The sequence below is a fragment of the Tardiphaga sp. vice304 genome, from assembly GCF_007018905.1.
In the GTDB taxonomy this organism is placed as follows: Bacteria; Pseudomonadota; Alphaproteobacteria; order Rhizobiales; family Xanthobacteraceae; genus Tardiphaga.
This window is the reverse complement of record NZ_CP041402.1, coordinates 277,292-298,415: the sequence shown is the minus strand read 5'-3', so window position 1 is coordinate 298,415 and position 21,124 is coordinate 277,292. Positions and strand designations below refer to the sequence as shown.

Genomic DNA, 21,124 nt, shown 5'->3' with positions numbered 1-21,124 from the left:
TCGCGCTGCAATCATGCAATGCGATGTGGCCGAAATATCCACGCAGACGAAGGCCTAACGACAATAAATCACGGCAACACAGAATGCCGGTTGGGGGAAAACGCTATGTTGAAACAACATTCAGGCAGCCTGTCACGGCGTAGCATGCTGCGCGCCACGGCTTTTGCGGGCGCCGCAGCTATGGGGCTGTTCCCGCGCGGAGCGCGGGCGGCCAATTATCCCGTACGACCCGTCAAGATCATCGTTCCCTTCGCTCCCGCCGGCCCGACCGATATCATGGCGCGCTTTGTCGCGGCCAATCTCGGCAACGCGATCGGCGGCACCGTCATCGTGGAAAACCGCGCGGGCGCCGGAGGCAATATCGGCATCGGCATTGCCGCGCATTCCGAAGCGGACGGCTACACGCTGCTGGTCACGTCGAGCGCCTACGTTGTCAATCCCAGCCTTTACGCGAAAATTCCCTACGATCCCTACAATGATTTCACTCCAATTGCCGAGCTTGGGACGTCGCCGAACGTGTTTTTGGTCGATCCCAAAACGGGGATCACCTCGATCGAGGAACTGGTCGCGCGCGCCAAAGCAGACCCGAACCTGCTCAACTACTCGAGCCCCGGCGTCGGCACGACACCGCATCTGTCAGCTGAACTGCTCAAAATCGAAGCCGGCATGAATATGACCCACCTTCCGTTCCCGGGGGCGGGGCCGGCGATCCAGGCCATCCTCAGCGGAACGGTGCAGGTCTGTTCGGCCGCGCTGCCGCCGGCACATCCCCACATCGAGAGCGGTGCCCTCCGGGCGCTGGCTGTCACTGGCACCAGTCGGTGGTTCGACCTGCCGAACGTGCCCACCATGGTGGAAGTCGGCTACAAGGATTTCATTGCCGACACCTTCCATGGCTTCCTCGCGCCGGCCAAGACGCCCCCAGAAATCGTTCAGCTGCTGGCCGCGAAAACAATCGCGGTTCTCAAGGATCAAAAGCTCGCTGAGCAGCTGCGCAACAACGGCTTCGAGGTGATCGCCAAGGGCCCCGAAGGCATGCAGAAGCGCATTACCGACGAAGTGCCGAAGTGGCGCGACATCGTTGCGAAGGCCGGTATCAAGCCCGTCTAACGATCGGATATCCTTTGCGTATCTCCGACATCCGCGAGACATCCGTACCCGTTGCGTCGACGATGCGGAATGCCGCGTTCGACTTTTCCGAAATGACTACATCAGTTGTCGCGGTCGTGACCGACGTCATGCGCGGCGGCAAACCTGTCATCGGCTATGCGTTCAACTCGACAGGCCGCTACGCCTGCGGCGCGGCCATGCGTGCGCGTTTCGTGCCGCGCATTCTCTCGGCAGCGCCGGATTCATTGCTCGACGAGGCCGGCATCATCGATCCGGTTAAGGTCATGCAGCGCATGATGATGCGCGAGAAGCCCGGCGGCGATGCCGAACGCTCGGTCCCAATCGGCACTATCGAGACGGCGGTCTGGGATGCCGTGGCAAAAATCCTGGACCGGCCGCTGTGGCACGTTCTCGCCGAGCGATTCGGCAGCACGCCCTTGCGGAAGGTGCCGTGTTACGTCGGCGGCGGATGGTACAAGCCGGAAAACGATTTGAAGTCATTAACCGAGGAGGTCGAGCGCCACCTTGGCAACGGCTATACGCGTCTCAAGATCAAGGTCGGCGGTGTATCCATTAAGGACGATCTCGCTCGGATCGAGTCCGCGATTGCGCTGATCGGGGCTGGAGACCGTCTTGCGGTTGACGCCAACGCGGCGCTCTCGGTAGAGCGCATGCTTTGCTACGGCAGAGTGCTCGCGCCGTTGGGCCTGCGCTGGTTCGAGGAGCCGTGCGGCCCGCTGGACTACGCGACGTTCGCGCGGTTGGCGGAATCTTATGATGCTCCACTGGCAACGGGCGAAAACCTGTTCTGCCAGCAGGACGTCGAGAATCTGTTTCAGTTCGGTGGCTTTCGCAGGGATCGTGACATCCTGCAGGTCGATCCGCCGCAGGCCTATGGCGTAACTGCATACGCTCAGATGGTTGCGCGTGTCGAGGCGCTCGGTGGCTCGCGTCAGCGGATCTTTCCCCATGGCGGAAACATGATGTCGTTTGCGCTCGTGGCTGGCCTCGGCCTCGGCGGGTGCGAGGCCTATCCCGGGGTGTTCGCGGCATTTGGCGGCTTTGCCGATGGCATGGACGTGGATGACGGCGAAATCGCTGTGCCGGATTATCCCGGCATTGGCTTCGAGGCCCAGCCCGGCCTCTACCAAATCATGCGGACGATCACGGAAGCGTAGCGCTTACCTGAACCGGGCAGCCTCATGATCGTCACCGATCGCAATCGCGACTGCTCTGCAGGTTTTTTGATTGCCTGAACGGCACGCACCACCTGTCAGGCCGCCAGTACGGCGTAGGTCATTCCGGACAGACGCGATCAGTCCTCCTGGCGGATGGAGTAAGCCGTGGAGAAGCTCGACAAAATCTCCTCAGCGCGCTCCCGCAAGCCCGGCTGGGCGCCGAGCATGACGAAGGTGGTCTTCAGCGCGCCGCCGGTGTGCACGACATCCAGCCGCCACCGGCCGCTCAACTCGCGCAGCGCTTCGTTGAACACGCGCTGAGCGGCGTCCGACTGCAATAGGTGCTTGACGGGCTTCCCGACCGCGGTCAGCGGCAATTTGTCGAGGAAGATGATTTCCTTTGGCACCGCCGGCCGCTCGGGAATCCGATCGGTGGCGAAGCGCAGCAGCTCCTCGGCCGTGATCTTGGCGCCAGGATGGAGCTCCACATAGGCAATCGGGAGTTCGCCCGCATATTGATCGGGTTTGCCGATGGCGGCGGCCTGCGCGACGGCCGGCGACTGCAACAACGCGTCTTCGATCAGGCCGGGCTCGATGTTGTGTCCGCTGCGAATGATCATGTCCTTCTGCCGGCCGCTAATGCGCAAGTAGCCGTCGGCATCCATCTGGCCGAGGTCCCCGGTGACGAAGAACCCGTCGGGCAGGAAGGTGCCGCGGTTTTGCGCCGGGTCGAGGTATCCGCCGGCAACACCAGGGCCGCCGACCAGCACCATGCCGTCCTCGCCGGGTGCGCAGTCGCGCTCGACGGTGCCGTCGGATGCCATCTTAACGATGCGGAGCTTCATATAGGCCACCCGGATTCCGGAATAGCCGCGTCGCTGTTCGCCGTCCCTGGGATCCACCGTCGCGTGGCTGGTGTTTTCCGTCAGGCCGTAGGTCTGCAGCGCCCGTGCGCCGGTAATCTCGGCGATGCTCTTTTGCACGGAGGGCGCCATTGCGGTCGAACCGGTTGCAAAGTAAGGGCGCAGCGAGCTGATGTCCTCGGTGGTCGGCGGGTTTTTCGCCAGCACTGACAGCGAGGTAGGCACGCCGGAGATCTGGGTGATGCAAAAGCGCTCCACATAGCGCCAATACGATGCGATATAAGCCTTGTCGCGCGCGCCGTGCATGCTGGGAATGACGGTGGTGTGGCCGTCCGCAGTCGACACGAGACCGCGGACCAGCAGTCCTCCGATGTGGAAAAGAGGCGTGTCGGACAGCACGACGTCGTCCGGCGTGAAGCCGAGGCACAGGTTGGCGGCCCACTGCCGGTAGACGAGCCCGCCGTGCAGCAGCTGCACGATTTTCGGATGGCCGGTCGTGCCGCCCGAATGCACATAGCAGGCGACACTGTCGCGCTCCGCTGTCTGGCGGGGAAACGCCAGCCTGTCGTGCGGGTGGGCGGCAGCGGCCTCGATCAGGTCGTTCGCATGAGCCGGGGCAAAAGGATCATGAAGCGAGAACAGTTGCGGCGGCGCGGTCATCCCGGCAAGGGCAGCGCTGACGTTCTCCCAGATCGAAAAGCCCGGTGTCGGGCCGAGCGCGACAACCGCCTTCGCACCGGCGCTCTCGATCAGGTCGCGCAACGCCTGCGCGTTGAGCATCCAGTTGATCGGAAAAGGCCGCACGGCGAGCAGGCCGCCGATGAGTAGAGGAAACAGCGCCGGCACCGTCGGGCTGACGATGGCGACCACGTCGTCTTTGCCAAGGCCGCCGGCCCGCAACAGATTGGCAATCTGCAGCGCACGATGTTCGAGATCCTGGAAGCTCCAGGTGATCAGCGGGCCGTCGATCTGCCCGTTGTGTGTTATCTGCAGAGCGGCGCGGTGAGGATCGATGCGGCAGCCGTCGAGCAGGCTAAGTGCAAAGTCCCATTGGGTGATACGCTGCTCTAGCGGAACGCGTTCGATTGCGATGACGTCGGCCGCCGTGCGCAGCATCGGATAGTGGCGCCGTGGGCCGCTGGTGCCGTCAATGGCAAGTTCGAGCGACGCTGCGGCGGCTGTGGCGAGGTCGGCCATCATGGTCAGCGGGCTTTCGCCAGCGACAGCGTGCGCCGCGCCAGACGCACATTGGCATAATCGACCATCATGCCGCGATATCTGACGGCGCCGACGCCGCGCGCCTCGGCTTCTTCGAAGGCGATTACAAGCCCGGTGGCGTATTCGACTTCGGCTTCGCTCGGCGAAAACACCTGGTGCATGACCGCGACCTGAGTTGGGTGAATGGCCATCTTGCCCACAAAGCCGAGTTCGCGGGCGATCTCGCATTCCGTCCGAAGCGCGTCGGTGTCGTGCAGATTCATGAAGACGCCATCGACGATCCACTGGAGACCGGCGGCTCGTGCGTCGGCTACCGTCTTGCCTCGCGCATAAGCGAGTGCGCGACTCTGAGGCGTCCAGCGTCCGCCAAGGTCGACCATGAAGTCGCCTTCCTCGGCGCTGGCCAGCGACATGCCGCAGACTCGCGACGAGGCGCGGGCCATGTCGAAGGTATTGCGCAGACCCAGGCAGGTTTCGATCAGCGGGAGGATCCGCAGATGGTCTGCGGTTGCACCCAGCTTGTCTTCGAGAGCGGTAAGCAGTGCTGCGACCGCGAGCACGTCAGCGTCGGTATCCGCCTTCGGCAGGATCACGCCAGCCACGTTCGAAAGATCGCGCGCGTGTTCCAGCACGGCAAGATCGGCAGCTGTATCGCCAGCGCGCGGGTTGCTGATGCGCAAAAACATTGGTTTTGCCAGTCCCGCGGCCAGAACACCGGCAATGTTCTGCCGGGCTTCGTCCTTGGCGTTGAGCGGAACGGAATCTTCGAGGTCGAAGATCAGCGCATCGGCGTCTCCGGTTTGTGCCTTGGCAAGAAGCTCGGGGCGGCTGCCAGGTGCGAACAGCAGCGTACGGTAGATGGGGGTAGACGTGGTTGACATGGTTCTCTTTTCACGTGGGTCGACTAGCAACCGCGCCAGACCGGCGCTCGTTTCTCCAGAAAGGCGCGCGGGCCTTCCTGGGCGTCTTCGGTGGTGTAGAGGAAAGCTGCCAGGTCCTGCTCCAGCCGTATGCCGTCATCGAGCGAGAGTTCGGCCCCGCGGACGATCGCGGCCTTGGCTGAGCGCACTGCGACCGGCGCCTGTGCGGCCATCTGTGCGGCGAGGGCCACGGCCTTTCCCAGCAGTTCGGCTTTCGGCACCACGTATTCGACGAGTCCCAGCGCCAGCGCTTCTTCCGCGCTCACGCTGCGGCCGGTCAAAATCATTTCGAGGGCGCGCGCCTGACCGATGCGGCGCGACAGACGCTGCGTGCCGCCATTGCCGGGCATCAAGCCCCGCTTGATTTCCGCAAAAGCAAAGGTCGCGTTCTCGGCTGCGAAGACCAGATCGCAAAGCAGCGCTAGTTCGAGGCCGCCGCCGATCGCGACGCCGTTGACCGCGGCGATTATAGGCTTGTCGAACGCTGCAATGCCTTCTGCCTGGGCCCAGCGGAAACGCTTCATCTCGGCCACCGGCATGCCGGCATTGGTCTGCGCAAACTCGCGCAGGTCCATGCCGGCTGAAAATGCCTTCTCGCCATTGCCGGTGAGCACCACCGCGCCGATGTCGGGATCGCGCCGCAGCGTCTCGAGCGTTTCGCGCAAGTCCGCGCGCATCTGCATGCTGATGGCGTTCATCGCCTCAGGGCGGTTCATGGCGACGATCGCCACCTGACCCTGCACGGAGACGTTCAATGTTTCTGGCGATCGCGGAGCGCTGGTCATGGCGAACGAGCCTTGTCGGATGCCGTTTCGGATGTCGTTGATCATCGTCGTGGAAGCCCGGCCGCAGCCGTCACGGGAAAAGACCCATATGCCAAGAGAGGCCAAGATCTAACTCAAGCGCTTGAGTGAAGCAAGCGTTTGATTTAAACTGCGGCTGACCTTAAGGTGGGTCGACGAACCAAGGATGAGACGGGTATGTCGAAACTGGCCGAGCAAACGGCGGACATGGCCTCAGGCACGCCCGAACGCATTCTTCTAGCGGCGGAAAAGCTGTTCAGCGAGCGCGGAATTGATGCCGTCAGCTTGCGCGAGATCACGGCTGCTGCCGGCGTCAACACCGCGGCCGCGCATTATCATTTCGGTTCAAAGGAAGCCGTTCTCAAGGAGCTGTTTTCCAGGCGCGCCCAACCGATCGCCGACCGACGTGAAGAATTGCTTGGCCAGCTCGAGCCCGATACGTCCGGCAGGCCGGTGCTGGAAGACATCCTCGCCGCCTTCCTTCGCCCCGGCCTCGAGGCACTGGGCACGCCGGATGGTATGGCTTTCTCGATGATGCGCGCGCGCATGGCCTTCGAACGCGAGGAAGTAAGGCGGGCTGCGCTCAGCCAGGCCTTCAACCGGACCAGCGAGATGGCTCTGAAGGCGCTTGCAAAGGCTTTGCCTGACCTGCCGAACCACACGCTGCACTGGCGATTTCATTTCCTGCTGGGCTCGATGGTCTACACCATGGCCATGCCCGGCCGCATCGAGTCGATCACCCATGACGGGATCGACACGGTGGAACCCGAAACCGCATTGGCCGAACTCGTCCGATTTGCCGCAGCGGGATTTCGTGCGCCATGAGCGAGATGCATTCCGAGCAGGTGACTGACCGTGGCCTGTCCGCGCGGGTCGACGCTGGCGTGCTGACGCTGTCATTCGAACACAGCGACTTCACCCCGGCGCTCGTTCAGGTCTTGCGCGCCGAACTGCAGGAACGAGCGGCGGACGAACTGGTTCGTGTCGTCGTCTTGTCCTGCGGAGCCGGCGGCGTCCGCGGGACCGTGACGTCCGGTGTCTGCGGCGATCTGGTGCGACAGCTCCGCAACATGCCGCAGCCCGTTGTCGCGAAACTGCGCGGCGCCTGGCATGGCAGCGTGCTCGCGCTCGTGGCAGCTTGCGACATCGTCTACGTCGCCGATGACGCCGAGTTCGGACTCGACGAAGCGAACAGCGGCGGCTTCATGGGCGGGCCTGTTGCGCAAGTGATGTCATTGGTCATGACCCGACGTTCGATCAGCCAGCATGCGCTCGACGGTCGGCCTTTCGACGGCATCGAGGCGGAGCGCAATGGTCTCGCGACGCTGAGTTTTCCGTCGGCCGAGCTCGACGGCGAGACCGGCGCGCTGCTGGCAAGCCTGCTGGAGAAGGATCCGCTCGCCCTGCAGTTTACCAAGCAGACCCTGCGCCACGTTCCGAGTATGGATTGGGACGCCGTGCTTGACTACAACGCTGCCAAATTCGCCGAGCTCAAGTCGCTGCAGGCTGGCAGACCGTCGGCGCGTGCGGCGGCGGTCGAGAGTTTTCTCGCGGGCACCAGCAAGCCCGGTCTCGGGAGCTGACCATGCTCCAGGTCGAGGATCGCGGCGGCATCCGTCTCATCGGGCTTGACCGCGCAGCCAAGCGCAATGCCATTGGTGTGGAACTGACACTGGCGATGGAGGCGCAGTTGCTTCGTACCCGCGACGATACAGCGGTGCATACGGTGATCTTCCACGGCATCGGCGGTCACTTCTCGGCCGGCATGGATATGAAGGACTTCTTCGACAGTTCCACCCGGCCGCCGGATCTGCTGCGCCGTGCGCGGATCGCGACCGACCATTGGCGCACGCATCTGCTGCGCCAGCTTACGCAGACCGTCATTACCGCCGTGCGGGGCTACTGCTTCGGCGGGGCGCTTCCGATCCTTTCCGCGTCCGACGTCGTCATCGCGGGCAGAGACGCGCGCTTCGGTCTCCCCGAAATCAATTTCGGCCTCGTGCCCGGCGCCCAGATCGTCAAGGCCGCCACGCAAATGACCAGCCCGCGCGGCATCGCGCATGCCGCGTTGACCGGCCGGCCATTTGATGCAGAGCGGGCCCGGCGCTGGGGCATCGTGAGCGAGGTCGTGGACGGCGATCCGCTGCTCCGCGCGCTGCAGATCGCCAACCGGGCCGAGCGTTGACAACTCGCAAAATTCAAATATACGCTTTAAACAGTTGATTGAACGGATCGTGAAATGAATTTCGGCATTACCAGCGACCAGGAAGCGATGCTCGACCACGTTCGCGCGTTGCTCGATGACGTTTGCGACCTGGCCTACGTGGCCAAATGCGACGAGACCTGCTCGCCGCCGCGCGAAGCCTTCGATGCCATGGCGCGCAACGGATGGCTGGGCCTGATCGCGCCGGAGGAGTACGGCGGCGCCGGCGGCTCGCCTACCGACCTCGCTTTGCTGCTGGAAGAAACCGGCAATCACTTCGAGGAGCTGGGGCTCTGGCTGTTTCGCAACTACACCTACGGATGCTACGCCATCCTCAAGCACGGGACCGAAGAGCAGAAGCAACGCATCGTGCCCGGCACCGTCAAGGGCGAACTGTCGTTTGCTTTCGGTTTGTCGGAGCCCGACTCGGGGTCTGACGCGGCTGCGTTGAGAACGCGTGCAGTCGCCGACGGTGACGGCTTCATCATCAACGGGCGCAAGCAGTGGACCTCCGGCATGGACATATCCGATTATGTCCTTCTGGCGTTGCGCACGAGCGACCAGGGCAAGAAGCAGCTGGGCATCAGTACCTTTATCGTCGACACCAAGCTACCCGGTATCGAGGTGCGAAAGATCCCGACGCTCGGTCAGCGCGCAATCGGCACGACTGAGGTATCATTCACCGATGTGCGGGTGCCGGGCACATCTCTGCTCGGTCAACTCGACAATGGCTGGGCGATCTGTGAGGATACGTTACGTTACGAGCGCTTGTGCTTGTCGGCTGCGCGCATCGGAGCGGCGCGCCGCGCATTCGAGCTGGCGCTCGATTACGCCAAGACGCGCAAGCAGTTTGGCAAGACGATCGGCAGTTTCCAGGTCACGCAGCACAAGTTTGCCGACATGAAGATTATGCTCGATACGGCGCAGACGATGATTCGGCGCTATGCATGGTTGATGGAGAACGGCAAGGCCGAGCGTGCCGACACTGCCGTCATCAAGTATTACATCGCGGAATCGTACAAGACAATTTCCGACGTGTCCTTACAGATATTCGGTGGCTACGGCTATGCCATGGAATATCCCATGCAGCGGTTCTTCCGCGACTCGCGGCTGGCGACCATTGGCGGCGGAACATCGGAAATCCAGAAGAACATTATTGCTTCAACGCTTGGACTGTAAGAGCGCGAAACGTGAAAATTTTCGCTCGAATAGGCCGACCCGATCGCCGCGGTCACGCTGGCAAAGGGCCGCGCGAAACTGCATTGACGACAGATTTCGGCTGCCTGACAAGACAAATCAGAGTGATACACAAGCCCTCTGATTAGGTCGCCTGAGTAATTGATTTTGCTGAGGCCTTGGCGCGAGATGGACCACCGCCATTGCCCAGCCTCCCGATCATCCGATTGCTGACAGAATAGTGGGGTGCAATGGGCCGCCACTGCGCGGCTGTGGAGACTGCGCGCCTCGCGCATCAGCCGGTAGCGTCCGTCCCGCCAGGCCATCCTGCACCGATGCTTGCGGTTTTCCTTAGAGCCGCGGCTGACCCGGTGTCACCGTGTAGCGGAGGTGGACGGCGCCGTGCTCCAACCTCTCGCAGGAGATCAGCGACAGTTCGGCCTTGCCGGCGAGCCCTGCATCGCAGAACGCGACGATGGGCATGTTGCCGGATCGTGCATCCAGGGCAGGTGCGACGATCACGCAAAACTCGTCGATTAGGTCGGCGGCGAAAAACGAGCAACTGATGCTGCGGCCGCCTTCCAGCGCCGGTCGTTTGATGCCGAGTTCGCGGCCGAGCCCTTCCAGCGCTGCCGGCAGATCGATCGCCTTGTGTTCGGAAACGATGTAGGACGCGCCGTCGTCGGCAAGTTCTGCGAGATACGCGACGGAGACGGCGTTGCCGAGCACCGCGACGAAGGCGGGTCGTGGAGGCCGATGCCGGCACCGCGTGGAATCCGTCGAACCGGCCGGCATGCGGAACGAGCTTTGGCCGTTCGGCTTCGAACGCCTCCCAGACCGTTTGCTCGATCGACCAGATCAACCAGCTGTTTCGTGGGCTGACCGCGCCGACTTTTGGTGCGATGGTTCGTATCGGTCGACAGGGCCCTCATTCTTCCATTTAGCTGCCGAGCCATCGCAGGTGGCGGCGGAGGATCAGGAGGCGGCTCGGCAGGCGGCAGCGCTTATTGAGCTGGAGCCGCCGGGTCGCTTGGCACCAACACCGGTGGTGCGACGGGATCGTCCCGGATAGGTACGAGCTCAAGTAGATCGTGTCCCGCGTGTTGGTGTAGGTTTTTGATCTCATGCCGCTCGCGAAGCGCGCTTTCAAATGGCGCTGTAGCGAGCGAGCGGCATGTGTAGGTCACCGGCGGTTCGCCGGTAGGATCGGGTTGCAACACGCAATGCAACCGAGGAACCACCGATGACCAGCGAGATGATGAACCTTCGTGCGCTCGTGGAGAAGACCCCCGACGCGGATATTTTGCGCCAGATGATCGGCTTCGCCGCCGAGCGGCTGATGGAACTGGAGGTGGCCGCGTTGACCGGTGCCGGCCACGGCGAGAAGAGCGCGGAGCGGCTGGTGCAGCGCAACGGCTACCGCGAACGCGACTGGGAGACCCGGGCCGGCACGGTCGAGCTGCGGATCCCGAAGCTGCGCAAGGGCTCATATTTTCCGGGCTTTCTGGAGCCGCGCCGGATGGCCGAGAAGGCGCTTACTGCGGTGATTCAAGAGGCCTACATCCAGGGCATCTCGACCCGCTCCGTCGATGACCTGGTCAAGGCGATGGGAATGAGCGGCGTCTCCAAGAGCCAGGTGTCGCGGCTGTGCGAGGAGATTGACGAACGCGTCAATGCATTCCTGGAGCGGCCGATCGAGGGCGACTGGCCGTATCTGTGGATCGACGCCACCTATGTGAAGGTCCGGCAGAATGGCCGCATCGTCCCGGTAGCGGCGATCATCGCGGTCGGCGTCAACAATGACGGCCGGCGCGAGATTCTCGGCATGGACATTGGGCCCTCCGAGGCCGAAACATTCTGGACCGCGTTCGTGCGCAAGCTCGCCCGCCGCGGATTGCGCGGCGTCAAGCTGGTCATCTCCGACGCCCACGAGGGCATCAAGGCCACGGTGTCGAAGGTGCTGACCGCCAGCTGGCAGCGCTGCCGCGTCCACTTCATGCGCAATGCGCTGGCCCATGCCGGCAAGAGCGGGCGGCGCGTGGTCTCCGCCTTCATTGCCACCGCCTTCGCCCAGGACGACGCCGAAGCCGCAAGGGTGCAATGGCGCAAGGTCGCCGACCAGTTGCAGCCGACCATCCCGAAGCTGGCCAGACTGATGCACGAGGCCGAGCCCGACGTGCTGGCCTTCATGGGCTTTCCGGCGACGCATCGCGCCAAGCTGCACTCCACCAATCCGATCGAGCGCCTCAATGGCGAGATCAAGCGCCGCACCGAGGTCGTCGGCATCTTCCCCAACGAGGCTGCCATCCGACGTCTCGTCGGTGCCATCCTGCTTGAACAAAACGATGAATGGGCGGTTCAGCGTGCCCGCTACATGACGCTGGAAACCATCGCCCCGATCAGCGATAATCCGATCGTCGGGCTGCCCGCAGTGGCAACCTGACCAGCCCGGCCGTGGCCGGCAATCGGGGTGGCCATCAAGAAGCTACACCACGCCGCGGGGCATGATCTCGGCGTACAATTGCCCCTTAGCAAAGGTTGGCTTGGGCGCAGCATATATTGCCCCACGTCTGGGGCAACTGCACCACTTCTCGACCTGGTTCTGATCTTCGCTTCCTGGCGTTGCGCTACTCGGCCCAGAAAAGCGAACGGACTCGCGGCATGATCGCAAAAGGCGGAGCGATCGGAGACGGGTCAAAGGCGAAATGATTTCAACGAGCATCTGAACTCTTCAATGGCTGAGGTCCATGACGCGGCTGGACTCGAGCGGCGGTCGCAGGGCCGATGCCGTGGAATTTGCCGACGGTAAGTATGCTCTCGACCAAGGCGGACCGTGCCCGGAGAGATGATGGACTGGCCGTTGGACTTCGCATGGGCAGGAAGACGCGCCATTTTGCTAAAGACCAAAGTTTAGGCGCGCCCACTTGACGGGCATCTTTTTTCGATCCTATAAAATATATTATATATGGAATTGCGCGATGAAGCAGGTTGAGCGCCCGGAGTTCAAGACCAAGGCTCACGTCGTCTTTGACGATTTGCGCCAGCGTATTGCTTCCGGCGCCCTGATCCCAGGCGAGCGGCTGATTCTGAAAAACGTCGCCCAAGAGTTCGGCTGCAGCGAAATTCCGGTGCGCGAGGCGTTCAGGTCGCTGGCCGCCGGCGGTTTCGTCGAACTGGTGCCGCACGGTGGCGCGCACGTCTCGGCGCCTAACGTGCAGGATATCGCCGAGCTCACCGAGATCCGCGCGTTGCTGGAGCCGGAGGCGACCTGTCTGGCGGCGCAGCGGCTGGACGACACAGCGTTGCTCGAACTCGATGGCATACTGATCGAGATGGCCGCGGTCGCCAGCGCCGAACATGCGCCGGCCTATGGCGCGCTCAACCGACGCTTCCACGATGTAATCCTGTCGCACTGCCCGAACCGCCGGCTGGCGACGACTATCAACGACATCTGGGACCGCGCCGAGCGCGGCCGCCTAGTCTACCTCAAGGGACCGCGTTTCATCGCGGACTCTATGAACCAGCACATCGAAATGGTCCGGCTGATCCGCGCAGGCGATTTCGCGGCGCTGCGCGAACTCAGCGTTCGCCACAGCCAGTTCGGCCTGCACGCGGTGCGCGATCTCGTCGCTTGGGAAGACCAATCCGCGGCCCGCAAGGTAGGAAGCCATCGATGACCATGACCGACGCCACCGAAACGGTTGCCGTGCCCTTTAATCGCAAGAGGCCCTGCAGTTGGCGTCAGACGATCGAAAGGTGGAGCCCGGTAGTGCTGATCGTGGTGCTGTTGGTGGTCTGGGAGACGTGCGTTCGCGTGTTCGACGTGCCGCGGTTCCTGCTGCCGACGCCGAGCGAAATTGCACTTCTCGCCGTCAATGAATGGTCGTTGGTGCAGATGCACTCGATCTCCACGATCTGGAGCATCGCCACAGGCTACATCGCGGCCGCCATCTTCGCGCTGGCGGCTTCCGCGCTGATGATCCGCTTCGCGCTGGCCGAGAAGCTGATCATGCCGATCTTTGTCGGCCTTCAAAGCGTACCGAAAATTGCGATCGCGCCGCTAATCCTGGTCTGGGTCGGCGCGGGCATCGGATCGAAAATCCTGATCGTCGCCTCCATCGCTTTCTTTCCGATCGTCATCAACACGATGGTCGGCTTCAAGGAGGTCGACCGCGGCCTTGCCGATGTCTTTCGCTCGGTGTCGGCCAACGAACGCCAGCTGTTCATGAAGCTGCGGCTGCCCTATGCGATGCCGTATATCTTCGCTGGACTGCGTATCGCAACGACGTTGTCGGTGCTCGGTGCGATCGTGGCGGAATGGCTCGCCGCTTCGAACGGCCTCGGCTACCTTGTCCTGTCCGGCAGCTTTAATTTCAACACCGCACGCTCGTTTGTCGCGATCATCGCGCTGGCCGTGATCGGCACCGCCTTCTTTGCCCTGATGTCGTGGATCGAGCGTCTTGTGTCCTGGAAACGGCATGGCGCCAACGACTCGACGACCACCATCTGACCACACGCCAAAACCGCTCGAAGCCGGGCAGCGACGATCATTTGACCTGGGCCAGCCGGCCAGTTGGAGGACGAAATATGTATTCTTTTCGTAACATCATCGTTGCCACGTCGATTGTCTCGGGAGCCATCTCGGGGGCGCAGACCATGGCACTCGCGGCCGACAAGGTCGTGATGCGGCTGAATTTCACGCCGTGGGCGATGCACGCGCAGTATTACGCGGGGATCGCGCAGGGCTTTTACGCCCAGGAAGGCATCGAGCTCGAAATCCGTCCGCCGTCCGGCGGCCAGCAAAACGAAGTGTTCATCGGCACCGGACGCGAGCAGTTCGGCGTCGCCAATGCCGACAGCTTCATCAAGGCGCGTGCCAGCGGGCTGCCGGTGATCGCGGTTATGGCCGACGAGCCCGACACGCCGTTCTCGGTGATCACACTGAAGAAAGATGGCTTCACCGATCCGAAGGAGCTCAAGGGCAAGAAGCTGAGCTGGTTCCAGACCAATGTGAAGGGCCTTCTCGATCCGATGCTGGCCCAGGCCAAGCTGACGCGCGACGATGTCGACTACGTCAATGTCGCGCGCGGCGCCGAAGTGCAGATGCTTGCCGCTGGCCAGGTCAACGCTGTGTTTGGCTACAGCTTCGGCCAGGCTCTGACGCTCGACGAGCGCGGCTTTCCGACCAAGGTGTTCGCGCTGAAGGACTATGGCGTGAAGTTCTACGGCACGGTGATCTACACCAATGAACAGTTGCTGAAGTCCAATCCGGACCTCGTGAAGCGCTACGTCCGCGCCACGCTGACGTCGCTGGCCTGGACGCGCGACAATATGGAGAAGGCCGTCACCGAGATGGTCAAGGTCTCGCCGGACCGCGACGTCAAGCTCGAGACCAAGAAGCTCGCCATCATCTATGAGCTCTATAACACGCCGGACTACGCCGCGCGCTTCGGCCTGATGAACGACGAGAAGTGGAAGTCCTCGATCGATATCCTCGGCGATTCCGGCGATCTGCCGAAGAAGCCCACGGCCGGTGAAATGTACACCAACGCCGTGATCGAGAGCCTCGACGAAGCCAAGACCCTGTCGGCCGCGATTAAGGCGCCCGCCAAGTGAGTCCGGCAGCAATGACAGCCACGGCGACCGGTCCGGCCTCGCGCGCAGTCGACGATGCGGGCGCGATCCGCATCGCCGACATCGGCGTGACCTACGGCGTCGGCGGCGACGAGCCGGTGACGGCACTGACGGACATCAATCTTGATATCCCTGCCGGCTCCTTCGTCTCGCTGGTCGGTCCCTCGGGTTGCGGCAAGTCGACTTTGCTGAAGGTCGTCGGCGACCTGATGAAGCCCACCAAAGGCAAGGTGACGATCGGCGGCGCAGCGCCGGCCACGTTGCGCCAGGAGGGCCGCATCGGCGTAGTGTTCCAGCAGGCCAATCTGATGCCGTGGCTGGACATCACCGCCAACATCGCGCTGTTGCGCGAACTCGTCGCCGGAAACGGCCACAAGCCGTCGGATGCCGGCGCCAATATTGCGGAACTGATCGACGTGGTCGGCCTCAAAGGGTTCGAGAACAAGCATCCGCACCAGCTTTCGGGCGGCATGCAGCAGCGCGCCGCGATCGCCCGCGCGCTGGCGCTCGATCCCGCCACTTTGCTGATGGACGAGCCGTTCTCGGCTCTCGATGAGATCACGCGCGACCGCATGGCGATTGAGCTGATGCGAATCTGGCAGGTCTATCGCAAGACCGTGCTCTTCGTGACCCATAGCCTTTCCGAAGCCGTATTCCTGTCCGACCGCGTCGTGCTGATGAGCGCGCGGCCCGGCCGCATTCATCGCGTCTTCGACATCGACCTGCCGCGCCCGCGCGACCGCGAGACGCGCCTCACCGAGCGCTTTCACCAGATTGTCAGCGAGATCAATCGCGAGCTTTATGTGGTGATGTCTTGATGCAATCTGCCTTTGATCCGACGGGGCTCACGAACAGCGCGCTGCTGCTTGTCGACATGAATCGCTCCCACCTCGATCATTCGATCGGCCACATGCTGGTCGCGAAGCCGGACGCCGACCGGATCATTGCCAATGCGGTGAAGCTGCGCGAGGCCTGGGCGAAGGCCGGTCTGCCGGTCATCTTCGTGCGGACGCATCATCGTCAGGACCCGCGCGACGGCAACATCGTCGACAACAAGAGCCCATTCTGGATGGCGCAGCATGGCGCGGTGGTGCCGGGCCTCGGCAAGCCGCGCAAATCGCTGGCGGTCGAAGGCGCGCCCGTCACCGAAATCGTCGCCGAACTGGCGCCGCGGCCAGGCGACTTCACGGTGTTCAAGCATCGCTACAGCCCGTTCGACAACACCGATCTGGAGCATCTGCTGCGCAATCTTGGCGTCAAGTCGCTGGTGATCGGCGGCGTCAACACCAACAATTGCGTGATGTGCGCCTGTTTCGAGGCCTTCAATCGCGACTATCGCGTGGTGCTGGCCGAAGATTTGTGCGCCTCGATGAACGGTCCTGATTATCACGAAGCCGCCGTCAAGCTGATCGGCGCGGCGCTGGGCTGGGTGGTGCAGTCCGGCGAGATCATACAGGCCTGCCGGCCGGCAACCGCCGGCGGCGTCCACGCTCAGGAAATGGAGACCCACTGATGGCGCAGCCCCCGACGATGATCCGCCGCGGCGGCCAGCAATGGGTCATGGACCAGTTGTTCCGGATCGCCGGTCACGACCTGCTGTTTCCCGGCGCGCTGGGTTTCCGGCTCGAGCGCGGCTATCGCTACGCCGAAGTCGAGCGCACGATGGCCCGCGTTAAGACCTTCCGGCAGAACGCCCGCGAATGGGCGCATACTGCGAGCCAGCTCGAGGACATGGCGAAGGACGCCGAGTCCCGCGGTCACAAGATCTCAGCGCGCGATTTCTACTATCGCGCCTCGATCTATTACGGTCGCGGTCAGTGGTCGATCAACCGCGACACCGACGTCAAGCGTGCGATGTACGACAAGTGCGTCGAATGCTTCGAAGGGTTGATCCGCCATGCGGACGGCTTGATCGAGCGCGTCGTGCTCGATGTCGAGGGCGAGAAGGTCTACGCCGTACTGCATCTGCCGCCGAACCGCATCGGCAAGGTGCCGGCGCTCTTGTTCTTTCCGGGCATGGACATGTTCAAGGAGGAATTCCCGAACGCGGAGAACAACCCGTTCGCGCGCCGCGGCATCGCCATGTTGACGCTCGACGGCCCAGGGCAGGGCGAGACCCGCGTCAAGGGCTGCACCGTCACCGACGAGAAGTACATCAAGGCCGGCAAGGCCGCGCTGGATTATCTCGAAAAGCGTCCGGAGATCGACGCCAGCCGTCTCGGCGTATCGGGCGCCAGCTTCGGTTCCTACTGGGCGCCGCAGCTCGCCGCCAATGACAGCCGCATCAAGGTCAATGCCGGGATCATGGGCATCCTCTATTCGATGAACGCGATCTTCGAGCTGGCGCCGCCGAGCTTCAAATCGACCTACATGTACATGTCCGGCATTTCGGACGAAGCGACATTCGACAAGATGGCGGCGACCATGGGCTTGGCTGGTATCGGCGCCAAGCTGACCTGCCCGACGCTGATCACGCAAGGCGAGAACGACTATCTCTGCCCGGTGGAAGGCGCCGATCGTTTCTACGACGAAGTCGTGGGGCCTAAGGAGATGTGGCTGTTCCACGACGAGTTTCATCCTCTCGGCGGCGTCATGCAGCATCTCATCCCGTGGCTCGCCGACTGGGTGATGGATGCCTTCGACGGCAAATTCGCACCCAGCTATGCCCGTCGCATCGAGCGCGAGGTGATGTAGTCCGCGACATTCAGCCGATACGACGCTGCATCTCCCATCGATGAGGCTTGACCATGCATCCTGAAATTCCAATCCCCCCGCAGCCGATTTCCGAGCGCCCGTTCTCGCAGATGGACAAACCGTTTCCGTGGCCGAACGGCGCGCGCTGCGCCGTCATGCTCACCTTTGATTTCGACGCCGAGACGTTGTGGTTTTCGCGCGATCCGGAAAACGCGCGCCGGCCGGGCATTCTGAGTCAGGGAATCTATGGCGGGCGGGTTGGCGTCCACAAGGTGATGGACCTGATGGCCGAGGAGCAGATCAAGGCAACGTTCTTTACGCCAGGCTGGACCGTGCAGCGCTATCCCGGAGCCGTCGAACGCATTCTCAAAGACGGCCACGAGCTCGGTCATCATGGCTATCTGCATGAATGGATCGACCCCGACTATCCCGACAAAGAGCGCGAGGCGATGGAGAAGGGTCTTGCGGCAATGCAGGAGGTCTCCGGCGTCAAGCCGAAAGGCTATCGATCGCCGGGCGGCGAGACCAGTCCGAACATGATCCGACTTCTGCATGAGAACGGCTTTCTCTACGATTCCACCCTGATGGACGGCATCGTGCCCTATCGCCACGAACTCGCCGACGGCACGCCCGGTCCGATCGAGATTCCGTGGCACTGGTCGATCGACGACGCGCCCTATGCGCTGTTCTCGATCAAAAATCCCCGGCCGATCATGCCCAACAGCCACGTGCTCGAGATCTGGCTCGACGAATTCCGCGAGATCTACCGCTGGGGCGGGCTCGTCGACGTCGTCATGCACCCGCAGATATCCGGGCGGCCTTCGCGCATCGCCGCGCTCCGCCAGTTCATCCACGAGGTGCGCAAATTTCCCAACGTGTGGTTCGCGACCGGCACCGAAGTCGCCGAAGCCTACGCCGCAGCAGAAGCAGGCCTGAAATGATCGACTACGTCATTAGAAATGCCCGCCTCGCCGGCCGGGACGGCTTGGTCGATATCGGTTTTGCCAAGGGGCGCATTCAGGCCGTCGAAGGCGGCCTCGTCTGCGATGCGCCGTCGCATGACGCTGGTGGCTGCCTGTGCTGCGCCGGCTTCATCGAGACCCATATCCATCTCGACAAGTCTCGCATCATCGATCGCTGCGCGCCCGAAACGCGCCGCATGGCGGATGCGGTGGTGCGCGTCAAGGACGTCAAGAAGACCTTTACGGTCGAGGACGTCTACACCCGCGCCAAGGCGACGCTCGAGGCCTGCCTGAAGAACGGCACGACACGGATGCGGACCCATGTCGAGGTCGATCCCGGCGTCGGCATGCGCGGCTTCGAGGGCGTGCAGGCGCTGGTCGAAGAATACAAATGGGCGATCGACATCGAGCTCTGCATATTCCCTCAGGAGGGATTGACCAACAACCCCGGCACCGACGAATTGCTGGTCGAGGGCCTGAAGCGCGGCGCGCGTGCCATCGGCGCGGCGCCCGGCTACGATACCGATCACGCCGGTCAGTTGCGGCGGGTGTTCGAACTCGCCCGCGAATACGATGTCGAAGTCGACATGCATGTCGACTTCGGCAACACGCCCGACGATCCCGACGCGATCCTGATCTGCGAACTGACCAAACAATACGGGCTCGGCGGTCGCGTCGCGATCGGCCATGCCACGAAACTCTCGACCATGCCGCCCGACGAGCAGAAGGCGATGGCCAAGCGCCTCGGCGACGCTGGCGTTGCCGTGACGATCCTGCCGGCGACCGATTTGTTCCTAATGGGCCGCGACCAGGATTACAACGTCAAGCGCGGGCTGGTGGACGCCAACCTGTTCGTCGAACAGGGGTGCAACTGCACGCTCTCGACCAACAACGTCATGAATCCGTTCACCCCGTTCGGCGACGGCTCGTTGCTGCGGATGGCGAACCTGCAGGCCAACGTCCTGCAGATCGGGCAGGCGGAGCGAATTGCGGAATGCTTCGAGATGATCACCAACCGCTCCGCCCGTCTGATGAACCTGAAGGACTACGGCATTGCGGCGGGCAACCCGGCCGATGTCGTCATCATCGACGCCGAGGATACCCGGCACGCCGTCGCCGAACTGCGCCAGCCGCTCGCGGCGTTCAAGAACGGCAAGCGGACACTGACGCGTCTTCGCGCCGAACTACATCATCCGGCCTGAGGACGCACAATGGCAACCAGATCGATCCGCATTCTGATGGACGGCGTCACCGGACGCCTCGGCCAGAACCAGCACCTGATCCGCTCGCTGCTGGCGATCCGCAACGAAGGCGGCCTTTCACTGAAGAACGGTGAACGGCTGGTGCCGGAGCCCGTGCTGCTCGGCCGCAACGCCGACAAGCTCGCGGCGCTTGCGTCGGCGCATGGAGGGCTGCCGTGGTCCACCGACGTCGAGGCCAGCCTGGCCGATCCCGCGGTCGAGATCTATTTCGATGTCGCGGTGACCGCGGGCCGCGTCGAACGGGCCAAGCGCGCCATCGCGGCCGGCAAACATATCTACCTTGAAAAGCCGATCGCCGGGTCTGCCGAGGACGCGCTGGAGCTGTACCGGGCCGCCAATGCGGCGGCTGTTAAGCACGGCGTGGTGCAGGACAAGGTGTTCCTCCCCGGCTTCCACAAGCTGCGCAAGGTGCGCGACGCAGGCTTCTTCGGCCGAATCCTGTCAGTGCGCCTTGAATTTGGCTGGTGGGTGTTCGACGGCGATCTCTATCCGTCGCAGCGTTCGAGCTGGAACTACAAGAAGCGCGAGGGCGGCGGGCTGATCCTCGATATGTTTCCGCACTGGCGCTACATTCTCGAGGGGATCGTCGGCAATATCGAAGCGGTGTCCTGTCGTAAGACCACAAAGATCCCGCGGCGCCGCGACGAGCGCGGCGAAGCATACGACGTCGATGTGGAGGACGAGGTGTTCGCCACCTTCCAGATCGAAGGCGGCATTCTTGCACAGGTGAACAGCTCCTGGGCCTCGCGCGTCCGGCGCGACGACATGCTGACCGTGCAGATCGACGGCACGCAGGGCTCGGCGGTGACGACGTTGCACCGCTGCTTCATCCAGCCGCTGGCGAGCACCCCGAAGCCGCCCTGGAACGTCGACGTGCTGCAAGGGACGGACTTCGACGCGCAGTGGCAGGAAGTGCCCGACGTCGACATCTACAAGAACAGCTATCGTTGCGGCTGGGAGCTGTTTCTTCGACACGTCGTCGAAGGCGCGCCGTTCCCGTCGCCGCTGCTGGCCGGCGCCAAGGGCGTGCAACTCGCGGAAGCCTGCTACCGCAGCGACGCCGAGCGCCGCTGGATCGATCTGCCGACGCTGTCCTGAATC

At 63.0% G+C, this 21,124-nt stretch carries 20 protein-coding genes; 16 read left to right on the top strand and 4 right to left on the bottom strand.

Annotation, left to right across the window (positions count from 1 at the left end):
* The first annotated feature begins 18 nt into the window (after window positions 1-18).
* Both FNL56_RS01305 and FNL56_RS01300 read left to right on the top strand, forming a co-directional pair.
* Window positions 19-1,110 (top strand): Bug family tripartite tricarboxylate transporter substrate binding protein, encoded by a 1,092-nt coding sequence (locus tag FNL56_RS01305; protein ID WP_143577381.1) that lies wholly within the window; start codon window positions 19-21, stop codon window positions 1,108-1,110.
* A gap of 14 nt (window positions 1,111-1,124) precedes the next feature.
* A complete protein-coding gene (locus FNL56_RS01300) occupies window positions 1,125-2,288 on the top strand; it encodes an enolase C-terminal domain-like protein (protein ID WP_143577380.1) in 1,164 nt (387 codons plus the stop codon).
* Between the two features lie 137 nt (window positions 2,289-2,425).
* Here FNL56_RS01300 and FNL56_RS01295 read toward each other — a convergent pair whose 3' ends face one another.
* From FNL56_RS01295 to FNL56_RS01285, 3 genes are read right to left on the bottom strand one after another with little or no spacing between them, the layout of a single operon-like run.
* Window positions 2,426-4,351 carry an AMP-binding protein gene (locus FNL56_RS01295; RefSeq protein WP_143577379.1) on the bottom strand — a complete coding sequence of 642 codons (1,926 nt, stop codon included), beginning with the start codon at window positions 4,349-4,351 and terminating at the stop codon, window positions 2,426-2,428.
* Between the two features lie 2 nt (window positions 4,352-4,353).
* Window positions 4,354-5,250: an HpcH/HpaI aldolase/citrate lyase family protein gene (locus FNL56_RS01290; protein WP_143581725.1), complete on the bottom strand. Its 897-nt coding sequence runs from the start codon at window positions 5,248-5,250 to the stop codon at window positions 4,354-4,356.
* 23 nt (window positions 5,251-5,273) lie between these two features.
* Window positions 5,274-6,020 carry an enoyl-CoA hydratase/isomerase family protein gene (locus FNL56_RS01285; protein WP_246661495.1) on the bottom strand — a complete coding sequence of 249 codons (747 nt, stop codon included), beginning with the start codon at window positions 6,018-6,020 and terminating at the stop codon, window positions 5,274-5,276.
* Between the two features lie 249 nt (window positions 6,021-6,269).
* On the opposite strand from FNL56_RS01285, the gene FNL56_RS01280 reads away from it, so the two are divergent.
* Genes FNL56_RS01280 through FNL56_RS01265 form a run of 4 tightly spaced genes read left to right on the top strand, consistent with a single transcriptional unit; the run spans window position 6,270 to window position 9,474 of the window.
* Window positions 6,270-6,917: a TetR/AcrR family transcriptional regulator gene (locus FNL56_RS01280; RefSeq protein WP_143577377.1), complete on the top strand. Its 648-nt coding sequence runs from the start codon at window positions 6,270-6,272 to the stop codon at window positions 6,915-6,917.
* Window positions 6,914-7,675: an enoyl-CoA hydratase-related protein gene (locus FNL56_RS01275; RefSeq protein WP_143577376.1), complete on the top strand. Its 762-nt coding sequence runs from the start codon at window positions 6,914-6,916 to the stop codon at window positions 7,673-7,675. The genes FNL56_RS01280 and FNL56_RS01275 overlap by 4 nt, the downstream gene beginning before the upstream one ends.
* Before the next feature lie 2 nt (window positions 7,676-7,677).
* Entirely contained in the window at window positions 7,678-8,277 is a 600-nt protein-coding gene (locus FNL56_RS01270) for an enoyl-CoA hydratase/isomerase family protein (RefSeq protein WP_143577375.1), read from the top strand.
* Between the two features lie 54 nt (window positions 8,278-8,331).
* Window positions 8,332-9,474, top strand: a complete 1,143-nt coding sequence (locus tag FNL56_RS01265) for an acyl-CoA dehydrogenase family protein (RefSeq protein ID WP_143577374.1) — start codon at window positions 8,332-8,334, stop codon at window positions 9,472-9,474.
* A gap of 348 nt (window positions 9,475-9,822) precedes the next feature.
* On the opposite strand, the gene FNL56_RS01260 is transcribed toward FNL56_RS01265, so the two are convergent.
* On the bottom strand, window positions 9,823-10,200 hold the full coding sequence (locus tag FNL56_RS01260; protein WP_246661571.1) for a dihydrofolate reductase family protein: 378 nt from the start codon (window positions 10,198-10,200) through the stop codon (window positions 9,823-9,825).
* A 514-nt stretch (window positions 10,201-10,714) separates the two neighbouring features.
* Between FNL56_RS01260 and FNL56_RS01255 the strand changes: the two genes are divergently transcribed.
* The 10 genes from FNL56_RS01255 (at window position 10,715) to FNL56_RS01210 (ending at window position 21,121) form a co-directional block, all read left to right on the top strand.
* Complete coding sequence (locus FNL56_RS01255; RefSeq protein ID WP_143577346.1) at window positions 10,715-11,914, top strand: IS256 family transposase; 1,200 nt, start codon at window positions 10,715-10,717, stop codon at window positions 11,912-11,914.
* Window positions 11,915-12,449: 535 nt separating this feature from the next.
* On the top strand, window positions 12,450-13,148 hold the full coding sequence (locus FNL56_RS01250) for a GntR family transcriptional regulator (protein WP_143577372.1): 699 nt from the start codon (window positions 12,450-12,452) through the stop codon (window positions 13,146-13,148).
* Window positions 13,145-13,981 (top strand): ABC transporter permease, encoded by an 837-nt coding sequence (locus FNL56_RS01245; protein WP_143577371.1) that lies wholly within the window; start codon window positions 13,145-13,147, stop codon window positions 13,979-13,981. Before FNL56_RS01250 ends, FNL56_RS01245 begins: the two co-directional genes overlap by 4 nt.
* A gap of 77 nt (window positions 13,982-14,058) precedes the next feature.
* Window positions 14,059-15,087, top strand: coding sequence for an ABC transporter substrate-binding protein (locus FNL56_RS01240; RefSeq protein WP_143577370.1), 1,029 nt, complete (start codon window positions 14,059-14,061; stop codon window positions 15,085-15,087).
* Between the two features lie 11 nt (window positions 15,088-15,098).
* Window positions 15,099-15,923 carry an ABC transporter ATP-binding protein gene (locus FNL56_RS01235; protein WP_143577369.1) on the top strand — a complete coding sequence of 275 codons (825 nt, stop codon included), beginning with the start codon at window positions 15,099-15,101 and terminating at the stop codon, window positions 15,921-15,923.
* Window positions 15,923-16,618 (top strand): cysteine hydrolase family protein, encoded by a 696-nt coding sequence (locus tag FNL56_RS01230; protein ID WP_143577368.1) that lies wholly within the window; start codon window positions 15,923-15,925, stop codon window positions 16,616-16,618. The genes FNL56_RS01235 and FNL56_RS01230 overlap by 1 nt, the downstream gene beginning before the upstream one ends.
* Window positions 16,618-17,799: an alpha/beta hydrolase family protein gene (locus tag FNL56_RS01225; protein WP_143577367.1), complete on the top strand. Its 1,182-nt coding sequence runs from the start codon at window positions 16,618-16,620 to the stop codon at window positions 17,797-17,799. Before FNL56_RS01230 ends, FNL56_RS01225 begins: the two co-directional genes overlap by 1 nt.
* A gap of 53 nt (window positions 17,800-17,852) precedes the next feature.
* Window positions 17,853-18,740: a polysaccharide deacetylase family protein gene (locus tag FNL56_RS01220; RefSeq protein ID WP_246661494.1), complete on the top strand. Its 888-nt coding sequence runs from the start codon at window positions 17,853-17,855 to the stop codon at window positions 18,738-18,740.
* The gene (locus FNL56_RS01215; protein ID WP_368039326.1) at window positions 18,737-19,963 is read left to right on the top strand and encodes an amidohydrolase family protein; all 1,227 of its coding nucleotides are present in this window, start codon (window positions 18,737-18,739) and stop codon (window positions 19,961-19,963) included. The genes FNL56_RS01220 and FNL56_RS01215 overlap by 4 nt, the downstream gene beginning before the upstream one ends.
* A 9-nt stretch (window positions 19,964-19,972) precedes the next feature.
* Window positions 19,973-21,121, top strand: coding sequence for a Gfo/Idh/MocA family protein (locus tag FNL56_RS01210; RefSeq protein WP_143577366.1), 1,149 nt, complete (start codon window positions 19,973-19,975; stop codon window positions 21,119-21,121).
* Window positions 21,122-21,124 lie beyond the last annotated feature (3 nt).

Coding starts and splice junctions, on each gene's coding strand:
- FNL56_RS01230 (WP_143577368.1), top strand. CDS start 15,923: ATGCAATCTGCCTTTGATCCGACGGGGCTCACGAACAGCGCGCTGCTG.
- FNL56_RS01215 (WP_368039326.1), top strand. CDS start 18,737: ATGATCGACTACGTCATTAGAAATGCCCGCCTCGCCGGCCGGGACGGC.
- FNL56_RS01270 (WP_143577375.1), top strand. CDS start 7,678: ATGCTCCAGGTCGAGGATCGCGGCGGCATCCGTCTCATCGGGCTTGAC.
- FNL56_RS01250 (WP_143577372.1), top strand. CDS start 12,450: ATGAAGCAGGTTGAGCGCCCGGAGTTCAAGACCAAGGCTCACGTCGTC.
- FNL56_RS01245 (WP_143577371.1), top strand. CDS start 13,145: ATGACCATGACCGACGCCACCGAAACGGTTGCCGTGCCCTTTAATCGC.
- FNL56_RS01210 (WP_143577366.1), top strand. CDS start 19,973: ATGGCAACCAGATCGATCCGCATTCTGATGGACGGCGTCACCGGACGC.
- FNL56_RS01235 (WP_143577369.1), top strand. CDS start 15,099: ATGACAGCCACGGCGACCGGTCCGGCCTCGCGCGCAGTCGACGATGCG.
- FNL56_RS01240 (WP_143577370.1), top strand. CDS start 14,059: ATGTATTCTTTTCGTAACATCATCGTTGCCACGTCGATTGTCTCGGGA.
- FNL56_RS01295 (WP_143577379.1), bottom strand. CDS start 4,351: ATGATGGCCGACCTCGCCACAGCCGCCGCAGCGTCGCTCGAACTTGCC.
- FNL56_RS01280 (WP_143577377.1), top strand. CDS start 6,270: ATGTCGAAACTGGCCGAGCAAACGGCGGACATGGCCTCAGGCACGCCC.
- FNL56_RS01305 (WP_143577381.1), top strand. CDS start 19: ATGCGATGTGGCCGAAATATCCACGCAGACGAAGGCCTAACGACAATA.
- FNL56_RS01255 (WP_143577346.1), top strand. CDS start 10,715: ATGACCAGCGAGATGATGAACCTTCGTGCGCTCGTGGAGAAGACCCCC.
- FNL56_RS01275 (WP_143577376.1), top strand. CDS start 6,914: ATGAGCGAGATGCATTCCGAGCAGGTGACTGACCGTGGCCTGTCCGCG.
- FNL56_RS01290 (WP_143581725.1), bottom strand. CDS start 5,250: ATGTCAACCACGTCTACCCCCATCTACCGTACGCTGCTGTTCGCACCT.
- FNL56_RS01225 (WP_143577367.1), top strand. CDS start 16,618: ATGGCGCAGCCCCCGACGATGATCCGCCGCGGCGGCCAGCAATGGGTC.
- FNL56_RS01265 (WP_143577374.1), top strand. CDS start 8,332: ATGAATTTCGGCATTACCAGCGACCAGGAAGCGATGCTCGACCACGTT.
- FNL56_RS01220 (WP_246661494.1), top strand. CDS start 17,853: ATGCATCCTGAAATTCCAATCCCCCCGCAGCCGATTTCCGAGCGCCCG.